The sequence below is a fragment of the Halorubrum sp. GN12_10-3_MGM genome (assembly GCF_005435235.1).
Taxonomy (GTDB): domain Archaea; phylum Halobacteriota; class Halobacteria; order Halobacteriales; family Haloferacaceae; genus Halorubrum; species Halorubrum ezzemoulense.
On sequence record NZ_SGUB01000001.1, the window covers coordinates 87,266 to 104,738 of the forward strand.

The window sequence follows — 17,473 nt, forward strand, 5'->3', positions numbered from 1 at the left end:
CGCCCGGCCGGGACGCCGCCTCGCCGCGCCGGACTCGCCGGCGGCTATTCGTGTGCGACGCTCGTCTGCATCCCCTCGGTGTTGAACGCGCTCCCGGCCGCGTCTGCGCCCGCCGCGGTCGGGTCGAGGACGATGACGCCCGCCCCCGACCCGGTCAGCTCCTCGAACTCCGCGATCGCCCGGTCCGCCGCCTCCTGCGCCCCGAGGCCGTCATCGAGGTGGCCGACCGCTCGTCGCGAGAGCGTCACCCGCGCGATGTCTTCGCCGGCGCCCGTCGCGCTCGCCCCGCCGGCCTCGGTACAAAAGAAGCCGGAGCCGACCTGCGGCACGTCGCCGACGCGCCCCGCGAGCGCGAACGACCGCCCGCCGGTCGAGGTGACCGCCGCGACGCGCTCCCCGTCGGTCGCGACCGCGCCGACGGTGTCGTGATCGGAGGCGCGGCCCGACGCCTCGACCCCCGTCCCGTCGCCGTCGTCCGGCCGCTCGCCGGCCCGATCGTCGCCCGACCCGAACCGCGACGCGAGCCAGTCGAGGTGCTCCCGCGGGCCGCCCCGCGGCGGGTCCTCCGCCTCGTATCGCTCCCGCGTCTCGTCGGTGAGCAGGGCGGCGCCCGTCTCGACGCCGAACTCCGCCGCGAGTTCGACGGCGTGTTCACCCGAGACGAAGACGTGCGGCGTCTCGTCACGGACGATCCGGGCGACGCTCGCCGCGTGTTCGACGCCCGGCATCGAGCAGGCCGCGCCGATCTCGCGGTCCGAGGTCATCACGCCCGCGTCGGTGCGGACGACGCCGTCGGACTGGACCGCGCCGCCGACGCCCGCGTTGAACCGGGGGTCCGATTCGAGGACGGCGACTGCCGACTCCACCGCGTCGAGCGGCGTCGCGGCGTCGGCGCCGCGCGCGGCCGCCTCGTCGAGGACCGCCTGCCTGGGCTCCGGGTCGTCCGGGGCGCCGCCGGCGCCGCCGTGAACGATGACTCGCATACCGGAGGCTCCCGCGGCGGCCACATAAGCGTCCGGAAGCCGGCGGCGACCGCTGGGGTCGACCGGCCTCCCCCTCCGCCGCCGCAAGACCTATTCCCGCCGCTGGGCGAGTCGGAGCCATCGTGACGACGGCCGATTCCGCCGGCGGCGCCGCCCCACGCCGCGCCGCGTCCCGGCTCCGCGCCGCGCTCCGCCGGCGACTCGGGATTGACCCCCGCGCGCTCGCCGCGTTCCGGATCGCGCTCGGCGCCGTCCTCCTCGTCGACCTCGCGCTCCGGTCGCGGAACCTCGTCGCCTTCTACACGGACGCCGGCGTCCTCCCGCGGGCGACGCTCACCGACGCGTATCCACTCGGCGCCCGCTTCTCGCTCCACGCCGTCTCCGGCGAGGCGTGGGCCGTCGCGCTGCTGTTCCTCGCCGCCGCGCTCGCCGCTGTCGCGCTCGCGGTCGGCCACCGGACCCGCGTCGCGGTCGTCGCCTCCCTGCTCCTGCTCGCGTCGCTTCAGGCGCGGAACCCCTTCGTCCTCAACGCCGGGGACACCCTCCTCCTCCAGCTGCTCGGCGCCGGACTCCTGTGCCCGCTCAGCGCTCGCTGGTCGGTCGACGCGGTCCGCCGCCGCGCCCCCGATGCCGCGGCCCCGCCCAGCGGCGACGGCCGCGACCGCGTCGCGGGCCCCGCATCGGCGCTTCTCCTGACGCTCGCGGTCGTCGTGTACGTCGCCAACGCGGTCGAGAAGTTCCGAGGGTCGATGTGGCCCGGCGGCGAGGCGGTCGCGCGCGTGTTCCGGCTCACCTACCTCCACGGCCCGCTCGGCGGGCTCGTCCCGGAGTGGCCGGCGCTGCTCTCGGCGGCCACCTACGGCTGGCTCGCGCTGCTCGTCGCCTCCCCGCTGCTGGTCGCGGCCGCCGGCCGGGTCCGGGCCGCGCTCGCGGGGACGTTCGTCGCCGCGCACCTCTCGATGGCCGCCGCGCTACAGATCGGCGTGTTCCCCGCGATCTCCGCGACCTCGCTGCTGCCCTTCTTCCCGCGGTTCGTCTGGGACCGCGTCGAGCGCGCGGTCGCCCCCGCCGCCGACCGGCTCCGCCGCCTCGCGGAGCGTCGGACCGTCTCCGCGGGACGACCGGCCGGTCCGCGGTCGCTCCGGGTCCTCCGCGAGGGAGTTGCGGCCGCGATCCCGGTCCTCGCCGCGGTCCTCCTCGTCGCGGTCGTCGCGTGGAACGGAATGGCGCTCGGGGCCGTCGAGACGCCCGACGCGGTCGCGTCGGTGTCCGACCCGACGGAGGGCGGCTGGACCATGTTCGCGCCGAACCCGCCCTCGACCGACGCGCGCGTGTCGGCGACCGCCGCGACCGCCGACGGCGACCGGATCGACGCGCTGTATGGCGACCGCGTCGCGCGCGACCGACCGCCCTCCGACGCCCGCGCGTACCCGACCGCGCGCTGGCGGAAGCTCCTCACGGCGCTCGCGAACAACCCTGACTCGGCCCGCGTCGACCCGCTGCTCGCGCACCTCTGCGACCGGGCGGGGGGCTTCGCCGAGGGTGGAGACGGCGCGATCCGATCGGTCACGGTGTCGGCCGTCGACGTCGACGTGAGGGACGGGGAGACGCGGGTCGACGAACTCGGGACGCGCTCGTGCTCGGCGCCGTGAACGGGGCGCGAGACTCGATCGCGGACGTTTACTTTCGGACCGCCCGATACCCCTGTCGTGACAGCTCCGGAACCGACCGCGTCGCCGGGAAACTCGACGCCGGTGTCCGTCCTGCTCCCGACCGTCCGCTGGACCGACGCCTGCGACGAGGTGGCGGCCCAGCTCCGCGGGTCCGAGGCGCTCGGCGGTGAGGCGAGCGGCGCGGCCGACGACGACGCGGACGCCGACGAACTCCTCGTGATCTGCGACTCCCCGGACGACCCGGTCGCCGACCGGCGGGGAGACCTGCCGCCCCGCGTCCGGATCGTCATCGCCGGCGAACCGGAGGGGTGTTCCGGCAAGGCCAACGCGATCGCCGCCGGGATGGCGGCGGCCGCGAACGACCGGATCGCCTGGACGGACGACGACTTCCGCCATCCGCCCGACTGGCTGGCGACGCTCGACGCCGACTACGACCGGCAGGGGCCCACCACGGAGGTCCCGGTGTTCGTCGGGCTCGACCCGCTGGCTCGCCTGTTCGAACCCGCGTACGTGATCGGTGGGACGCTCGCGGTGTTCGCGGCCGGCGTCGCGTGGGGCGGCGCGGTAATATTCGAGCGCGAGGACCTCCGCGCCGGGGAGGCGGCGTTCCGCCGGGACCTCCTGCGGACGGTCAGCGACGACGGGACGCTCACCGACCACCTCGACGTGGCGTCGGTCGACCGGACGCGGTACGTCCGGGCGGGCGGGTCGGCCCGGGACTCGCTGGAGCGGTTCGTCCGCTTCCTGACGATCACCCGGTACCACGCCCCCGGGGCGACCGCGTTCAACGCCGCCTTCGGCGTCTCGATGGCGGCGCTCTGCCTGTTCGCGCCGGTCGCCGGGGTGACGCTCGTCACGGCCCTCGCCGGGGCGGCGTACGCCCGGTTCGGGATCCGGCGCGCGACGTTCCTGCTCGCCGCGCCGGGCGTGCTGATCGCGCCCCCGCTGATGGCGTACGCGTTCGCCCGCCGGACGTTCGTCTGGGGCGGGCGCCGCTACCGCTGGCGGTCGCTGTTCGACGTCGAGGTCGAGCCGATCTGACCGCGGGACACCGCGGGGAGGCGTCGGGGCCGCCCGCGGTGAGAACGGGAGAGACTGCGAGAGCGCCCGCGGCGAGAACCGGCAAAGGCTGCGAGCGCGACGCTCACGCCGAAAACGGCAACCACTTTAGGGGGCCACGGAAATCGTCGAACGTTCATGAGTTACGATAAAGTCGATGTCCCTGACGACGGCGAAGCGATCACGCTCGCCGACGAGGAGACCGGCGAGCTGAACGTGCCGTCGAACCCCATCATCCCGATCATCCACGGCGACGGAATCGGCACCGACGTCGGGCCGGCCGCACAGCAGGTGCTCGACGCCGCCGCGGAAGCGACCGGCCGATCCATCTCGTGGATGCGCGTCTACGCCGGTGCCAGCGCCCGCGAGAAGTACGACGAGAACCTCCCCGAGGACACCGTCTCGGCCATCCGCGACCACCGCGTCGCGATCAAGGGCCCGCTGACGACCCCCGTCGGCGCCGGCTTCCGCTCGCTGAACGTCGCCCTCCGCAAGACGCTCGACCTGTTCGCGAACGTCCGTCCCACCTACCACCTCGAGGGCGTCCCGTCCCCCGTCAAGAGCCCCGAGGAGATGGACATGGTCACGTTCCGCGAGAACACCGAGGACGTCTACGCCGGCGTCGAGTGGGAGGCCGGCACCGAGGGCGCGGAGCAGGTACGCGACTTCCTCGAGGACGACATGGGCATCGCGGACGTCATCCACGACGGTCCGGTCGGCATCGGCGTCAAGCCCATCTCCGAGTTCGGCTCAAAGCGCCTCATCCGCGAGGCCGTCGACTACGCGCTCGCGAACGACCGCGACTCGGTCACCCTCGTCCACAAGGGGAACATCATGAAATTCACCGAGGGCGCCTTCCGCGACTGGGGCTACGAGGTCGCCGAGGAGGAGTACGGCGACGACGTGATCACCGAGGACCAGCTCTGGGAGGAGCACGACGGCGAGCAGCCGGAGGGCACCCTCGTCGTGAAAGACCGCATCGCGGACAACATGCTCCAGCAGCTGCTGACCCGCACCGACGAGTACTCCGTCATCGCGACGATGAACCTCAACGGCGACTACATGTCCGACGCCGCCGGCGCGCAGATCGGCGGCCTCGGCATCGCGCCCGGCATCAACCGCGGTCACGGCCGCTGTCTCGCCGAGCCCGTCCACGGCTCCGCGCCCAAGTACGCCGGCGAGGACAAGGTGAACCCCACCGCGATGATCCTCTCGGGCCGCGAGATGCTCGACTACCTCGGCTGGTCCGACGCCGCGGACCTCGTGCGCGACGCTGTCGAGGAGACCATCGCCTCGGGCAAGGTCACCTACGACCTCCACCGGCAGATCGAGGGCGGCGAGAAGCTCGCCACCAGCGAGTTCGCGGACGCCGTCGTCGACAAGATCGACGAACTGGCGTAAGGCTCCGTCGTCGACCCCGCGGTCAACGACTCCTCTTCTCTCCAAATCGTCGCTGCGTCCCCGCCTATCCCAACCGCTCGTCGAGGATGAGCCGCGTCTTCGTCGACTTGACCTCGTCCATCTCTCGGGCCTGCGTGATCAGTTCGTTGACCGCGCGCGTGTCGACCGCGTCGACGACGAGGACGACGTCCTCCTCGCCGGACACCTGCCAGACGAAGTCGACCTCCTCCCACTCCACCATCCGCTGGCCGACCGCGTCCGTGTTGACGTTCATCTCCACCGAGATCTCGATCATGGCCTTCACGTTGCCGGTGCGGGTCGTGACCGTGAACCGCTCGATCACGCCCTCGTCCGTCATCCGGTCGACGCGGTTGCGCACGGTCCCCTCGGAGGTCCCCACCCGGTCCGCGATCTCCGTGTACGGGGTCCGCGCGTCCCGTCGCAGGATCGAGAGGATCCGTCTGTCGAGGTCGTCCATACCGATCCGTCTCGGTCCGCCGACTTACCCGTTACGAATATCGTAACTAACCTTCGAACGACGCATTTATTATCCTTTACGCGTACGTTTCTCGTAATGTCGGACGCCTACATCGCGCTGGCCGACGGTCGCGTGCTCGAAGCGCGCGCCCGTGCGCCGGGGCGGACCCGCGGCGAACTAGTGTTCACGACCGCGTACACCGGCTACGAGGAGTCGCTCACCGACCCCTCCTACGCCGAACAGATCCTCACCTTCTCGTACCCCCTCATCGGGAACTACGGCGTCCGAACCGAGCGGTTCGAGTCCGAATCGGTCCGGCCGAACGCGGCGGTCGCCCGCGAGATGACCGACGACGTCGCCGACTGGCTCGCCGCGGAAGGCGTTCCGGCCGTCGACCACGTCGACACCCGCGAAATCGTCACCACCGTCCGCGAGGAGGGCGCGATGGCCTGCGGGATCGCCGCCGGCCCGGACGCGACCGCCGAGGACGCCGTCGAAGCGATGGAGGCGTGTGAGCCGATGAGCGACCACGTCGATATCGGCGCGCAGGTGTCCGTCGCGGAGCCGACCGTCCACGAGGGGGGCGGCGACGCCGACGTGGCCCTCCTCGACTGCGGCGCCAAAGGATCGATCATCTCCTCGCTCACCGACCGCGGCGCGGACGTCCACGTGCTCCCGTACGACGCGACCCCCGAGGACGTGGCCGCCGTCGGGCCCGACGTGCTCTTCGTCTCGAACGGCCCGGGCGACCCGGAGAACTTCGTCGCGGCCCAGGCGGTCGTCGACGAGTTCGCCGGCGACCTGCCGATGGCCGGCATCTGCCTCGGACAGCAGGTGATCACGAGCGCGCTCGGCGGCTCGACCGAGAAGATGGCGTTCGGCCACCGCGGCGTCAACCAGCCGGTGAAGGACCTCCGCACCGACAAGGTCGTGATGACCACCCAGAACCACGGCTACACGGTCGACGACACCGGCCCGCTGGAGGTGACGCAGGTGAACGTCAACGACGACACCGTCGAGGGGCTCGACAGCGAGGATCTCGACGTGATCACCCGCCAGTACCACCCCGAGGCGAACCCCGGGCCGCACGACTCGCTCGGCTTCTTCGACGAAGTGCTCGACCTGGCGACCTCGTCGCGCCGCGTCGCGGCCGACTGAGCCGGCGGTCCGCCCTCCCCGCTCCCGGCGGTTCCGACGCCCTCTGACTGACCACTCGGAGTACCACTCGGTCGGCGCTCGCGACGCCGTCTTCGCTCTCCGCTCTCACCTCTCGGTCCGTCCTTCGGTCTCCGCGCCCCTCGCCGCGGACCGGCGACGTTTTCTCCCGTCCCCCCGCACACCGTCGTATGCCAACCGAGATCCTGCTCACCAACGACGACGGGATCGACGCCGTCGGGCTTCGGGCGCTCGCGGACGCGCTCTTGCGCGACCACGACGTGACGGTCGTCGCGCCCGCGACGAACCAGTCCGGCGTCGGCGGCGCGCGCTCGTGGTGGGACACGACGGTCGACTACACCGAGACGGACCGCGGCTACGCGGTCGAGGGGACTCCCGCGGACTGCGTCGCGGTCGCGGACGTGGCGCTCGGGCTCGACCCCGACGTGGTCGTCTCCGGCTGCAACCACGGCCCGAACATCGGCGCGCACATCCTCGGGCAGTCCGGCACCGTCGGCGCCGCGATGGAGGCCTCGTTCCTCGGCACGCCCGCGATCGCCGTGTCGCTGTACGACCGCGGGAACCTCCCCGTGCCGCCGACGCTCGACAACGGCGACTTCGCGGTCGCCGGCGAGGTCGTCGCCGACCTGATCGACCGCGCCGAACGCGACGCCGGCGACGGCGCCCTCGAACTCCCGTTCGGCGCCGACGTGTTGAACGTCAACGTCCCGGCGGCGGACGACGAGGCCGCGGAGGACCCCACCTACCGGCTGACCGAGCCCGCCCGCGGCTTCGACGTGATCGAGTTCCGCCCGGGCGAGGAGGGACCCGACGACGAGAACGTCCCCGAGGGCTGGGAGTTCGGCGAGCGCCGCGGCGAGATGGGGATGGAACTGCGGGACCGCTTCTGGCGGGAGTTCCTGCGCGGCGACGTGGCGGACGATCCCGGGTCGGACCGCCGCGCGGCCGTGGAGGGCGAAGTGAGCATCTCCCCGCTGTCGAGTTCGCGCGCCGTCGCGGGCGAAAAGGCGGGCGAACTCGTCGAGCCGGTTCGAGGCGCAGAGACGGGAGCCGATTAACGGCGGTCGTCGGTCGGAGTACGACCACTATCGACCACTTCAGCGGCGCAGTCTGCTGATTTAGCGGCGCGGTCTATCGATTCAGCGACGCCGCCGGGGCCGTCGCCCGCTCCCGCTGAACTCCGCGGCGAGCCGACCGAGGTACCACACGACGACCAGCCCGACGAGGAAGCCGCCGCCGAGCGCGGCGAGCAACTGGAGAGGCGACGGGTCCAACTGGAGGGCGAGGAGCGGCGGCGAGGCCGTGACAATCGCGAGCAACGCGATCCTGATCTTCCGGTTCCCCGCGTCCCGTTCGGACTCGGAGATGGGTCCTACCACCGCGATCCCCTCATCTGTGTTCCGACGACTCCCGGCGCGACGCTCATGCGCCCACCACGTCCCCGGCGAACATCAAGGCGACGAACCGAACCCGTTCGTCCGAGTTCGGTGCCGCCGGAGCGACCGCGGAACTATCGTCGCCCCGGACCGTCCGTCGGACGTGCCCACGTCGACGGTCGATCGGTGCGTTCGGTCCCGCACGGGCAAAAAACTCTCGACCGTTCACGCCGTCTCTGGGCTCTCTCCGCCGTGAACGGTCTGGGTCGTTTAAGCCCGTTCGGCGGCTCGTGTCGAGTGCCCCTACCCGCCGTTCCGGTGCGACGGGCGCCGCGGCGACGCCGCCCTCGCCCCGCGTCGCCCGCTCCGCTCCGGGACTCGCCCCTCCCCGCCGTTTCGCGGCGTTTTTGACCCGACCCCGACAAGCGAGCGGCATGGACGACGAACTCCGCGAGCGCGTCGCGGCGGCCGGCGAGGCCGCGGCGCTTTTCAACGCGCTCAAACACGGCAGCGACCCGGACGTGGGCGCGATCATGGGGCCGATCATGGGCGAGAACCCCGAGTTCCGCCCGCACGGCGACGAGATCCCGGGCGTCCTCGCGCCGGTCGTCGAGGAGGTCGGCGAGATGGACGAGGCGGCCCGCCGGGAGCGGCTCGGCGAACTCGCCCCCGATAAGCTCGCGGAGCTGGAGGCCGACGACGAGGACGACGACCGCGTCCTCCCCGATCTCCCGAACGCCGAGGACGGCGAGGTCGTGATGCGCGCCGCGCCGAACCCCAACGGCCCGTGGCACGTCGGCCACGCGCGGATGCCTGCCGTCATCGGGACGTACAAGGAGCGCTACGACGGCGAGTTCATCTGCCGGTTCGACGACACCGACCCGGAGACGAAACGCCCCGACTTAGACGCGTACGACGCCATCCTGGACGACATCAAGTACCTCGGCTTCGAGCCCGACCGCGTGCTCTACGCCTCCGACCGGCTGGAGACGTACTACGAGCACGCCCGCGACCTGATCGACGCCGGCGGCGCGTACACCTGCTCGTGCTCCGGCGACGACTTCTCCGAGCTGAAGAACGCGGGCGAGGTGTGCCCGCACCGCGAGAAGGACGCCGAGACGGTCCGCGAGGAGTTCGCGGCCATGGTCGACGGCGAGTACGGCTCGGGAGAGATGGTCCTCCGCGTGAAGACCGACATCGAGCACAAGAACCCCGCGCTGCGCGACTGGGTCGCCTTCCGGATGATCGACACGCCCCACCCGCGCGAGGCGGCCGCCGACTACCGCTGCTGGCCCATGCTCGACTTCCAGTCCGGCGTCGACGACCACCTCACTGGCGTCACCCACATCATCCGCGGCATCGACCTCCAGGACTCCGCGAAGCGCCAGCGGTTCGTCTACGACTACTTCGACTGGGAGTACCCCGAGGTGCTCCACTGGGGCCACGTCCAGGTCGACGAGTACGACGTGACGCTCTCCACCTCGACGATCAAGGGACTCATCGCGGACGGCGAGCTGACGGGCTGGGACGACCCGCGCGCCCCGACCATTCGGTCGATGCGCCGTCGCGGGCTCCGGGGGCAGGCCTTGGTCGACTCGATGACGGAGCTGGGGATGTCGACCTCCGACGTCGACCTCGCGATGTCGTCCGTCTACGCGCACAACCGCGACCTCGTCGACGACGAGGCGGACCGCTACTTCTTCGTCCGCGACCGCGACGACGCGCCCGCCGTGGCGCTCCCGGTCGTCGACGGCGACGCGCCCGCGCCCGCGGCCGGCCATCCGCCGCTCCACCCCGACCACGAGGACCGCGGCGACCGCGAGGTGCCCGCCGGCCGGGTCCTCGTCGAGTCCCCCGACCTCCCGAGCGAGGGCGAGCGCGTCTGGCTCAAGGGGTACGGCTGCGTCCGGTACGAGGGCGACGAGCTCGCCTTCGTCGACGACGGCATCGAGGTCGTCCGCGAGGGGGACGTGGACGTAGTCCACTGGGCGCCCGCTGAGGAGGGCCTCCACACGCTCCTCCGGACCGTCGACGGCGACGTGCGCGGGATCGCCGAACCCGCGCTCGCCGACGTCGACCCCGACACGGTCGTCCAGTTCGTGCGCGTCGGCTTCGCCCGGATCGACGGGTTCGACCCCGAGGCGACCGACGAGGAGGACGGCCCGAACGGAACCGAGGACCTGCTGGCGTACTACGCGCACCCGTAGGCCGAGGTCGGCGATGTCCGGCCGCCCGGCGGCGCTGCGCTCGGTCGACCGAATCCGTTCGTCGGGGAATTTAAACCCGCGACCGGCGAAGCGAGGGCAACGATGGCCATCGACTCGAACTTCGAAGCGAACCGCGAGCGGGTCGGCGAGGAGGACGGCGTCACCGTGTGGGGGCCCGTCGAGCCGCCGGAGAAACAGGGGATCCGCGGCACCCACGTCGCGGTCGACTTCGACATCTGTCTCGCGGACGGCGCGTGTCTGGAGGACTGCCCGGTCGACGTGTTCGAGTGGACGGACACACCCGGCCACCCCGAGTCCGAGCGGAAGGCGAACCCAGCGGACGAGGACCAGTGTATCGACTGTATGCTCTGCGTCGACGTCTGTCCGGTCGACGCGATCGATGTCGACCCCGGACGCGAGAACCGATTATAAGTAGTCGTTCTCGTTGTGGTGGCGGTCTCTGTGTGCCGAGTTGTTCTTTTATAAATGGTCAACAGCGGATCGCCGTCGAACCTCTCCAAAGCCCCAGTCGCGAGGCGGATACACGCTCGCTGCGCTCCTCGTCGCTCACTTCGTTCGCTCCTGCGGTGCTTGCGTCGCCTGCGTCCGCCTCGCGACTGCCCCTTTGAGTCCCGCCCCGACCGCACAGCACGGCACCTCACGCCTCCCCAGCCTCGCGGTTCGCGCTCTCCGAGCGCGAACCGTGTCCCTCGCGCGTGCTCCTCACGCCCTACGGGCGTTCGGAGGCACGCGCCACCGCAGACCTGTTAGCAAGCGGCCGTAGCCGATCCGCTCATTCGCCGGTGAACCGCTCCCGTTCCGCGAGCGCGAAGTCGGTCCCGTACCGCTCCACGAGGGGGGTGTAGGCGTCGCCGAGCGCCCGCATACACGCGCTCGTCGAGGCGAAGCCGAGGTCGTCGGCGACTTCCTCCCACGGCCGGCCTTGGAGGACCTTCCGAACGAGCAGGCGCTCCGCCCGGTCGTCGAGGTCGGTCCCCTCGACCAGCGCCGCGAGCGCGAGGTCGCGGAACGCGCCGGGCGCGCTGTCGTACATCCCCGGCCCGACCGACGCCCCGACGACGGAGCGCCACTCGGTCTCGGTGAGATCGACCGGGACGGAGGCGGAACACGCACCCAGCGCGCCGCGGATCACGTCCGGGTCGACGTCGCGGTGCGCGTCGGAGAGCCCGTCGCGCTCGCGGTCCCGGAAGGCGACCGCGTGGCGGGCGAGCAGGTCGCGCCCGGCCGCGGTCTCCGGGCGCAGCATGATCGCGGAGTGCTCCCCCGAGGCGTCGTTGCGGCTCGTCGAGAGGTGGCCGATCCGGTATCCCGCGCGCTTCCAGAAGCGGAGCAGGCGCGGCGTCGCGCCGTAGCCGACCGAGAAGTAGTCGACCGGCTCTCCGTCGTCGTGAGTCGCTTCGCCGTCGCCCGCCACTTCCCCCCCGAACTCCGCGTGGACCTCGCCGAGCAGCCGCGAGCCGAACCCCGCGTCCCGGAGCGCGTGGTGGGTCGCGATCCGGACCGTCCGCAGGCCGCGCGGCTCGGCCGCGGCCTCGTCGCGGAGTTGGCTCGTGAGCACGTCCGGCACCATGTTGCCGCGGACGCGCTCACCCTCGTACATCCGCCGCCGCGTCTCGGGGTCGAGGCCGCCCTCCCGCGCGAGGAGCGCGACCGCGACGACCCGGTCGTCCGCGACGAGCGCGCGCGCGACGAGGTTCGGCGCGTCGAGCAGCCGCGCGAGGTCGTTCGGCTCCGTCCGGTAGTGTGCGGTGACGAGCAGCCCGAACGCCTCGCCGAGCAGCGTCTCGTCCGCGCGCAGTTCCTCCGGGTCGAGCGCCCGATACGTCGCGTCGTCGACCGACGCGTCCGCGACCGCGTCGTCGACCGCCGGGCGAGCGTCCAACAGGAGCGCCCGCGACGCCCACGCCTCCACCGGGTCGTTCCGCGCGTACCGGATCGGCTCGTCGAGCCGCACGTCCCGGACCGCGAACCGCGAGCCGACCAGCCGCTCCCGGAACCGGACCGCGAACCCGCGGCCCGCCCCCTCGTAGCCGTGGACCGTCGTACAGAACGCGACCGCGGGCGCGTCGAGGAACCCCTCCAAGAGCCGCACCGGGAGCGCCGCCGCCTCGTCGACGACCGCCGCGTCCGCCTCGCCCGCCGCCGCCGCGGCGGCCGCCGGCGGCAGGAAGCGTACCCAACCTCCCGCCGGCGTCCGGAGGTCGCGGTCGTCCGCATCGCCGTCGCGGTCGATCCCGTCGCGTTCCCAATCGGTCTCGCTCTCGATCAGCTCTCGGGCACGCGCGAACACCTCCGCGGCGTTCCGGAACGCGGGCGCGGTGACGAGCACGTCGGCGCCGCCGAGCGCGAGCGCGCCCGCCGCGATCCCGGCCGCGCTCGACTTCCCGCGCCCGCGGTTGGACTCGACGACGACCGCCGATCCGGGGTCGGCGAGCGCCTCGAAGGCCCGCACCGCGCGGGCCTGGTCGTCCGTGAGACAGGCGCCGTACGCGGCCGCGGGGAACGCCGCACCCGGCGGCGGGCTCGGCGCGTCGCGGTCGTCCGCGTCGTCGGGTTCGCCCTCGCCACCGCGTTCGTCCCCACCGCCGCGCTCGTCGCCTTTCTCCGCGGTCAGGCCGTCTCGTTCGAGGGCGTCGCCCGCGGGGTCGTCCCCCAGTGCGACGACCGCGATTCCGGGGTGCGTCCGGAGCGTTGAGACGAGGCGCTCGCGGAACCGCCCGGTCACGTCGCCGACGCCGTACGGGGGGACCGCGAGCGAGTCGTCGAAGCGGTCCCGGACCGCCGGCCAGTTGTCGAGCGGAGGCGTCAGCAGGATCAGGAGCCCCCCGCCGTCGACCGCGCCGACCGCGCGGCCGAGCGCGTTGGGGACGAACCGCTCGTGGCAGTCGAGGACGACCGCCTCGCGGGTGCGTCCGAGCAGCTCGTCGGCGCTCCGCGGGCGGTGCTCCTCGAACCGGAACCCCTCCCGGGTCGAGACGAGCGAGACCGCCTCGTCGTCGACGCCGAGGGACACTATCGCGTCGTAGGCGGCGTCGGTTCCCCGGTCGCGGTCGCCCGCCAGCACGAGGACGCGCCGCTCGTTCGTCCGCTCGGCCTCGGCGCGCAGTTCGCGCGCGACTCCCGCGATCATCTCCGCTCGTGGTTGCCGAGGCGCGGTCATGTGTCTTCCCCTCCGCGCGTCGCCGAGGCGAGTTGCTCGTTCACGACGCTCCGGCGACGCCGGCAAAGGCGGGAGGCTTACGGCCGCGCGGCGCGTCGCTCCCGGCATGACCACGGTCACGCTCATCGGGACTCGGCTCGCGGACGTGGGCCGCGAGTTCGTCTACGAAGGGGAATCGGCCGGCTGCGAAGGGTGTCCCTACCGCGGCCAGTGTCTCAACCTCACCGAGGGGAAGCGGTACCGGGTGACAGACATCCGCGAGAACGCCCAGACGCTCGACTGCGCCGTCCACGACGCGGGCGTCCGCGCGGTCGAGGTCGAGCCCGCGTCGGTCCCGGCGAACGTCCCGTCGAAGCGCGCGTACGCCGGGAGCAAGGCGTCGCTCGCCGGTCCCTGCCCGCACACCGAGTGCCCGAGCCACGGCTACTGCGTCCCCGACGGCGCCGACTTCGACGAGGAGCGCGTCATCGATCAGGTGCTCGGCGACCCCCCGCACGAGACGTGCGCGCTCGACCGCGACCTGACGCTCGTGGAGTTCCGCGCGGAGGAGTGAGTCCGGCCGCGGGGCCGCTCGCTTCGCTTACAGCGAGGTGATCGCGTTCAGCGTGATCCGGATCGCGCGCTCGACGTTGTCCTTCGCCTTCTCCGGTAGTTCGTCGTCGGAGTCTGCCCCCTTCTGCGTGCCCGCGACGAGGTTACCGTCCACCGTACAGATGGCGCCCGCCGCGAGCCCCTTGCGTCGCGCGAGCGAGAAGACGGTCGCCGCCTCCATCTCGATCGCGAGCAGGTTCGCGTCGTTCCAGTCCTCGACGTACTCGTCGTCCTCGTTGTAGAACGCGTCGTCCGAGACGATGGGGCCGACGTGGATCTCCTCGTCGTTGTCCTCGGCCGCATCGACCAAGCCGGTGAGTACGTCGTAGTCCGGGACCGCCGGGTAGTTCGCCGACTCGTACCGCTTGCTCGTCCCCTCCTCCTTGGCCGCGCCCGTCGCGACGACCATGTCGCCGACCTCCATCTCCGGCTGGAGCGCGCCGCAGGTGCCACACCGGACGAACGTCTCCACGCCGACCCGCGAGAGCTCCTCCACGGCGATGGCGGCCGACGGGCAGCCGATCCCGGTCGAGCAGATCGTGAGGTCGACCCCGTCGTAGGTCGCGTTGACGACTTTGTACTCGCGGTTCTGCGCGACGACCTCGCTGTCGTCGCACAGGTCGGCGATCCGGTCGACGCGACCCGGATCGCCCGGGATGACCGCGATCTCGTGGACGTCGCCCTCCTCGACCAGCAGGTGCGGCTGTTTCGCCATACGCGCCGCAACAGCGGCCGCGCGCAAAAACGGACCGGTCGGCGGGCGGGGATCACGCCGCAAACACAATTTGATATCGCGCTATGCGATTTACAACAGCGATCGAACGGCCGCGGTCCCCCCAGGCTGGACCGCCGACTCCACCGGATCGGACCGTTTTATCGCCCGAGGCCGCGACGTTCGACTATGACCGACGCTGACGCCTCCGCCGATTTCGGTTCGACGCTCGGTGCGCTCACCGTCGCGTTCCTCCTCGTGACACTCGTCGCCGGGACGCTGCTTGGCTTCAACTGGACGCAGGCGGTGTTGCTCGGCGGGTTCGCTGGCGTCGTGGCGGTCGGGTCGGCGTGGCTGACCGAGCGACGGACGGGCGGATGAACCGAACGACGGGCGAACGGATGAACCGAACGACGGGCGAACGGATGAACCGAGCGACGGACGGGCGGATGATCCCCGGTCTCCGCAGTTGTCGTCCGAGTATCGTGACTGAGAGGTCGACGGAGGCTTTTATACCCGCTCGGCGTCGACACCGCACAATGCGATTCAGTCGCGACCGTCGAGGCCAGTCGGTCGTGGTCGGGACGGTGATCCTGTTCGGGTTCCTGATCGTTGCGCTCGGAATCTTCCAGATTCAAGTCGTCCCGACGGAGAACGCGAACGTCGAGTTCGAACACAGCCAGCAGGTCGAGGACGACTTCGGCGACCTCCGCAACGACGTCCTCCGCGCCGGTTCGACGGGCTCGACCGGGTCGACGCAGGTCCGCCTCGGCACGCGGTACCCGGCCCGGACGTTCTTCATCAACCCGCCGCCCGTGTCGGGGTCGCTCGAAACGGAGCCGACGGGGCCGATACGGGTCTTGAACGCGACGGTCGGAGACGGCGCCCACCAGAACGCCCGCGACTTCTGGAACACGAGTCCCTCGTTCGAGACGCGCTCGCTCCGCTACGACGCGGAGTACAACGAGTTCGACGGCGCCCCCGAACTCGTCTACGAGCACTCCGTCGTCGCCGCCGAGTTCGACGACGCGGTCCTGCTCCGGACCGGCCAGACGGTCGTCTCCGAGGAGCGGATCTCGCTGACCGCGCTGAGCGGCTCGGTGTCGGAAACCGGCGTCGTTCCGCGTAGCGTCGACCCGCGCGCCGTCTCCGCGAGCGACACCACGGTTCCGCTCGAACCGAGAGGCGGGCAGATCACCCTCGAACTCCCGACCGCGGTCGGGAACGCCTCCGCCCTCGCGGAGCGCTGGAATGGTGCGCTCCCGGCGGGCGCGACCGCAACGCGGAACGCGACCGGCGAGGCGATCAACGTCACGCTGGCGAACGGTTCGGATCCTTATCGGCTGGCGCTCTCCGAGGTGTCGCTCGACGCGACCGGAAAGACGGAGCCGGCGTACGTCGTGCCGGTCGGCTCCGAGAGCGCCGCGGTCGGAGAGACGGTCACAGTCGAGGTGCGCGACCGGTACAACAACCCGGTGCCCGACGCGACGGTCGCGTTCGACGGCGCGAACCGCACCACCGGCGACGGGGGGCGCGCGTTCTTCGAAGTTAACGAGACCGAGGCCCTCATCGCGACGATCAACGGGACCGGCGGGCCGACCTACGAGCGGGTCACCTTCGACGTGTCAGAGGGCGGCGGCACAGCCGGAAATCAGACGTTCGATGTCAGGTGGATACCATCCTCGCCGGTGAACGCCACTGAGAACACCGATACGGATCTCGAAGTTCAGATATTTGACCGACAGAGCGGGGACCTGATTAACGACGCCACAATAGATTATTCTTTCGCACCGCTACAAAACGGGGGCTCTCCGAGTTTGAACCCACTATCATCTCCAGAACACGACGGCTCTGACACCCTCGTCTTCTCCCCGAACAACGCGGACGTCGGTGATGAATTCCACGTGTACGCAGCAGCGGGTGACGATGTCGATAGACTCCTGGTGCGAGTCATCGAGAGCGGTCAAGGAACGATGGCCGACCGCACGACTGTAACCGGAGAAGACACGGCGGGTGGAAACAACGATGTCACGTTCACCATCGGATCGTCCGGTCCGGACACACAAAGCATCGAAATAACCGACATCACAGTTGAGTCAGTTGAGACCAACACAGGGAATACCGATGTCGATAACGTCGAAGACACCGAAGGTGACACGTTCGTCAATGCTGGAACTGACACCACGTTAGTCAGCGGGCAAATTGATGTCGGCACTACGGCGACGCTGAGCCCTACGCTCCAGATCACGGGCGGAAACAGCGCGGACGTCCGGCTCGGCCAGTTCAGGGACGGTAACCAGAACGCGAACATGAACAAGGCAAACGTCGAACTAACTCTCCAATTTAGTGATGGGAGCAGTAAGACATTCCTGCTGACCCTCTAACCGAACGGCCTCAGCTGACGGGATTATATCGGGCCATCTCTCCATGACCGACGTATTTTATCAAAAGGTAATTCAAGTTCACGAGCGATCAATTGCGACCGCGGTAAAGAACGCGGTATTAAGATCTAACCGAGTAGCTGAGACTATGCGTAAAAACGGCTGATCTTGAAATAAATTGGCTGGGATCAAATCGTTATTTAGCAGGAAGTCGACACCAAACTCGGTTCGCGAACACTGACTGAATGGGACTCA

Annotated in this window: 15 protein-coding genes; 10 read left to right on the top strand and 5 right to left on the bottom strand. The window is 70.8% G+C overall.

Going from position 1 to position 17,473, the window contains the following annotated elements:
• Positions 1-44 precede the first annotated feature (44 nt).
• Positions 45-983 (bottom strand): isoaspartyl peptidase/L-asparaginase, encoded by a 939-nt coding sequence (locus tag EXE47_RS00520; RefSeq protein WP_049930288.1) that lies wholly within the window; start codon positions 981-983, stop codon positions 45-47.
• A 122-nt stretch (positions 984-1,105) separates the two neighbouring features.
• On the opposite strand from EXE47_RS00520, the gene EXE47_RS00525 reads away from it, so the two are divergent.
• The 3 genes from EXE47_RS00525 (at position 1,106) to icd (ending at position 5,116) form a co-directional block, all read left to right on the top strand.
• Positions 1,106-2,635: an HTTM domain-containing protein gene (locus EXE47_RS00525; RefSeq protein ID WP_089308341.1), complete on the top strand. Its 1,530-nt coding sequence runs from the start codon at positions 1,106-1,108 to the stop codon at positions 2,633-2,635.
• 57 nt (positions 2,636-2,692) lie between these two features.
• Entirely contained in the window at positions 2,693-3,697 is a 1,005-nt protein-coding gene (locus EXE47_RS00530; RefSeq protein WP_049930293.1) for a glycosyltransferase, read from the top strand.
• A 156-nt stretch (positions 3,698-3,853) separates the two neighbouring features.
• Positions 3,854-5,116, top strand: a complete 1,263-nt coding sequence (icd, locus tag EXE47_RS00535; RefSeq protein ID WP_089308340.1) for an isocitrate dehydrogenase (NADP(+)) — start codon at positions 3,854-3,856, stop codon at positions 5,114-5,116.
• A gap of 64 nt (positions 5,117-5,180) precedes the next feature.
• Here icd and EXE47_RS00540 read toward each other — a convergent pair whose 3' ends face one another.
• The gene (locus tag EXE47_RS00540) at positions 5,181-5,594 is read right to left on the bottom strand and encodes an Lrp/AsnC family transcriptional regulator (RefSeq protein WP_006114390.1); all 414 of its coding nucleotides are present in this window, start codon (positions 5,592-5,594) and stop codon (positions 5,181-5,183) included.
• Between the two features lie 96 nt (positions 5,595-5,690).
• On the opposite strand from EXE47_RS00540, the gene carA reads away from it, so the two are divergent.
• A complete protein-coding gene (carA, locus tag EXE47_RS00545; RefSeq protein WP_049930296.1) occupies positions 5,691-6,752 on the top strand; it encodes a glutamine-hydrolyzing carbamoyl-phosphate synthase small subunit in 1,062 nt (353 codons plus the stop codon).
• 188 nt (positions 6,753-6,940) lie between these two features.
• The gene (gene surE / locus EXE47_RS00550; protein ID WP_089308339.1) at positions 6,941-7,828 is read left to right on the top strand and encodes a 5'/3'-nucleotidase SurE; all 888 of its coding nucleotides are present in this window, start codon (positions 6,941-6,943) and stop codon (positions 7,826-7,828) included.
• 81 nt (positions 7,829-7,909) lie between these two features.
• Here the strand turns inward: surE and EXE47_RS00555 are convergent, their stop codons facing one another.
• Positions 7,910-8,149: a hypothetical protein gene (locus EXE47_RS00555; RefSeq protein WP_080508553.1), complete on the bottom strand. Its 240-nt coding sequence runs from the start codon at positions 8,147-8,149 to the stop codon at positions 7,910-7,912.
• Positions 8,150-8,580: 431 nt separating this feature from the next.
• Between EXE47_RS00555 and EXE47_RS00560 the strand changes: the two genes are divergently transcribed.
• Positions 8,581-10,353 carry a glutamate--tRNA ligase gene (locus EXE47_RS00560; RefSeq protein WP_089308338.1) on the top strand — a complete coding sequence of 591 codons (1,773 nt, stop codon included), beginning with the start codon at positions 8,581-8,583 and terminating at the stop codon, positions 10,351-10,353.
• A gap of 102 nt (positions 10,354-10,455) precedes the next feature.
• Complete coding sequence (locus EXE47_RS00565) at positions 10,456-10,785, top strand: ferredoxin family protein (protein WP_086219222.1); 330 nt, start codon at positions 10,456-10,458, stop codon at positions 10,783-10,785.
• 361 nt (positions 10,786-11,146) lie between these two features.
• On the opposite strand, the gene tmcA is transcribed toward EXE47_RS00565, so the two are convergent.
• On the bottom strand, positions 11,147-13,504 hold the full coding sequence (gene tmcA / locus EXE47_RS00570) for a tRNA(Met) cytidine acetyltransferase TmcA (protein ID WP_137707959.1): 2,358 nt from the start codon (positions 13,502-13,504) through the stop codon (positions 11,147-11,149).
• 136 nt (positions 13,505-13,640) lie between these two features.
• Between tmcA and EXE47_RS00575 the strand changes: the two genes are divergently transcribed.
• Entirely contained in the window at positions 13,641-14,087 is a 447-nt protein-coding gene (locus EXE47_RS00575) for a UPF0179 family protein (protein WP_049930303.1), read from the top strand.
• Between the two features lie 27 nt (positions 14,088-14,114).
• Here the strand turns inward: EXE47_RS00575 and EXE47_RS00580 are convergent, their stop codons facing one another.
• A complete protein-coding gene (locus EXE47_RS00580) occupies positions 14,115-14,840 on the bottom strand; it encodes a nucleoside phosphorylase (protein ID WP_049930305.1) in 726 nt (241 codons plus the stop codon).
• A 186-nt stretch (positions 14,841-15,026) separates the two neighbouring features.
• Here EXE47_RS00580 and EXE47_RS00585 point away from each other — a divergent pair, with 186 nt between their 5' ends.
• Entirely contained in the window at positions 15,027-15,218 is a 192-nt protein-coding gene (locus tag EXE47_RS00585) for a hypothetical protein (RefSeq protein WP_137707946.1), read from the top strand.
• Positions 15,219-15,376: 158 nt separating this feature from the next.
• A complete protein-coding gene (locus EXE47_RS00590) occupies positions 15,377-17,221 on the top strand; it encodes a hypothetical protein (protein ID WP_089308335.1) in 1,845 nt (614 codons plus the stop codon).
• The last annotated feature ends 252 nt before the right edge of the window (positions 17,222-17,473 follow it).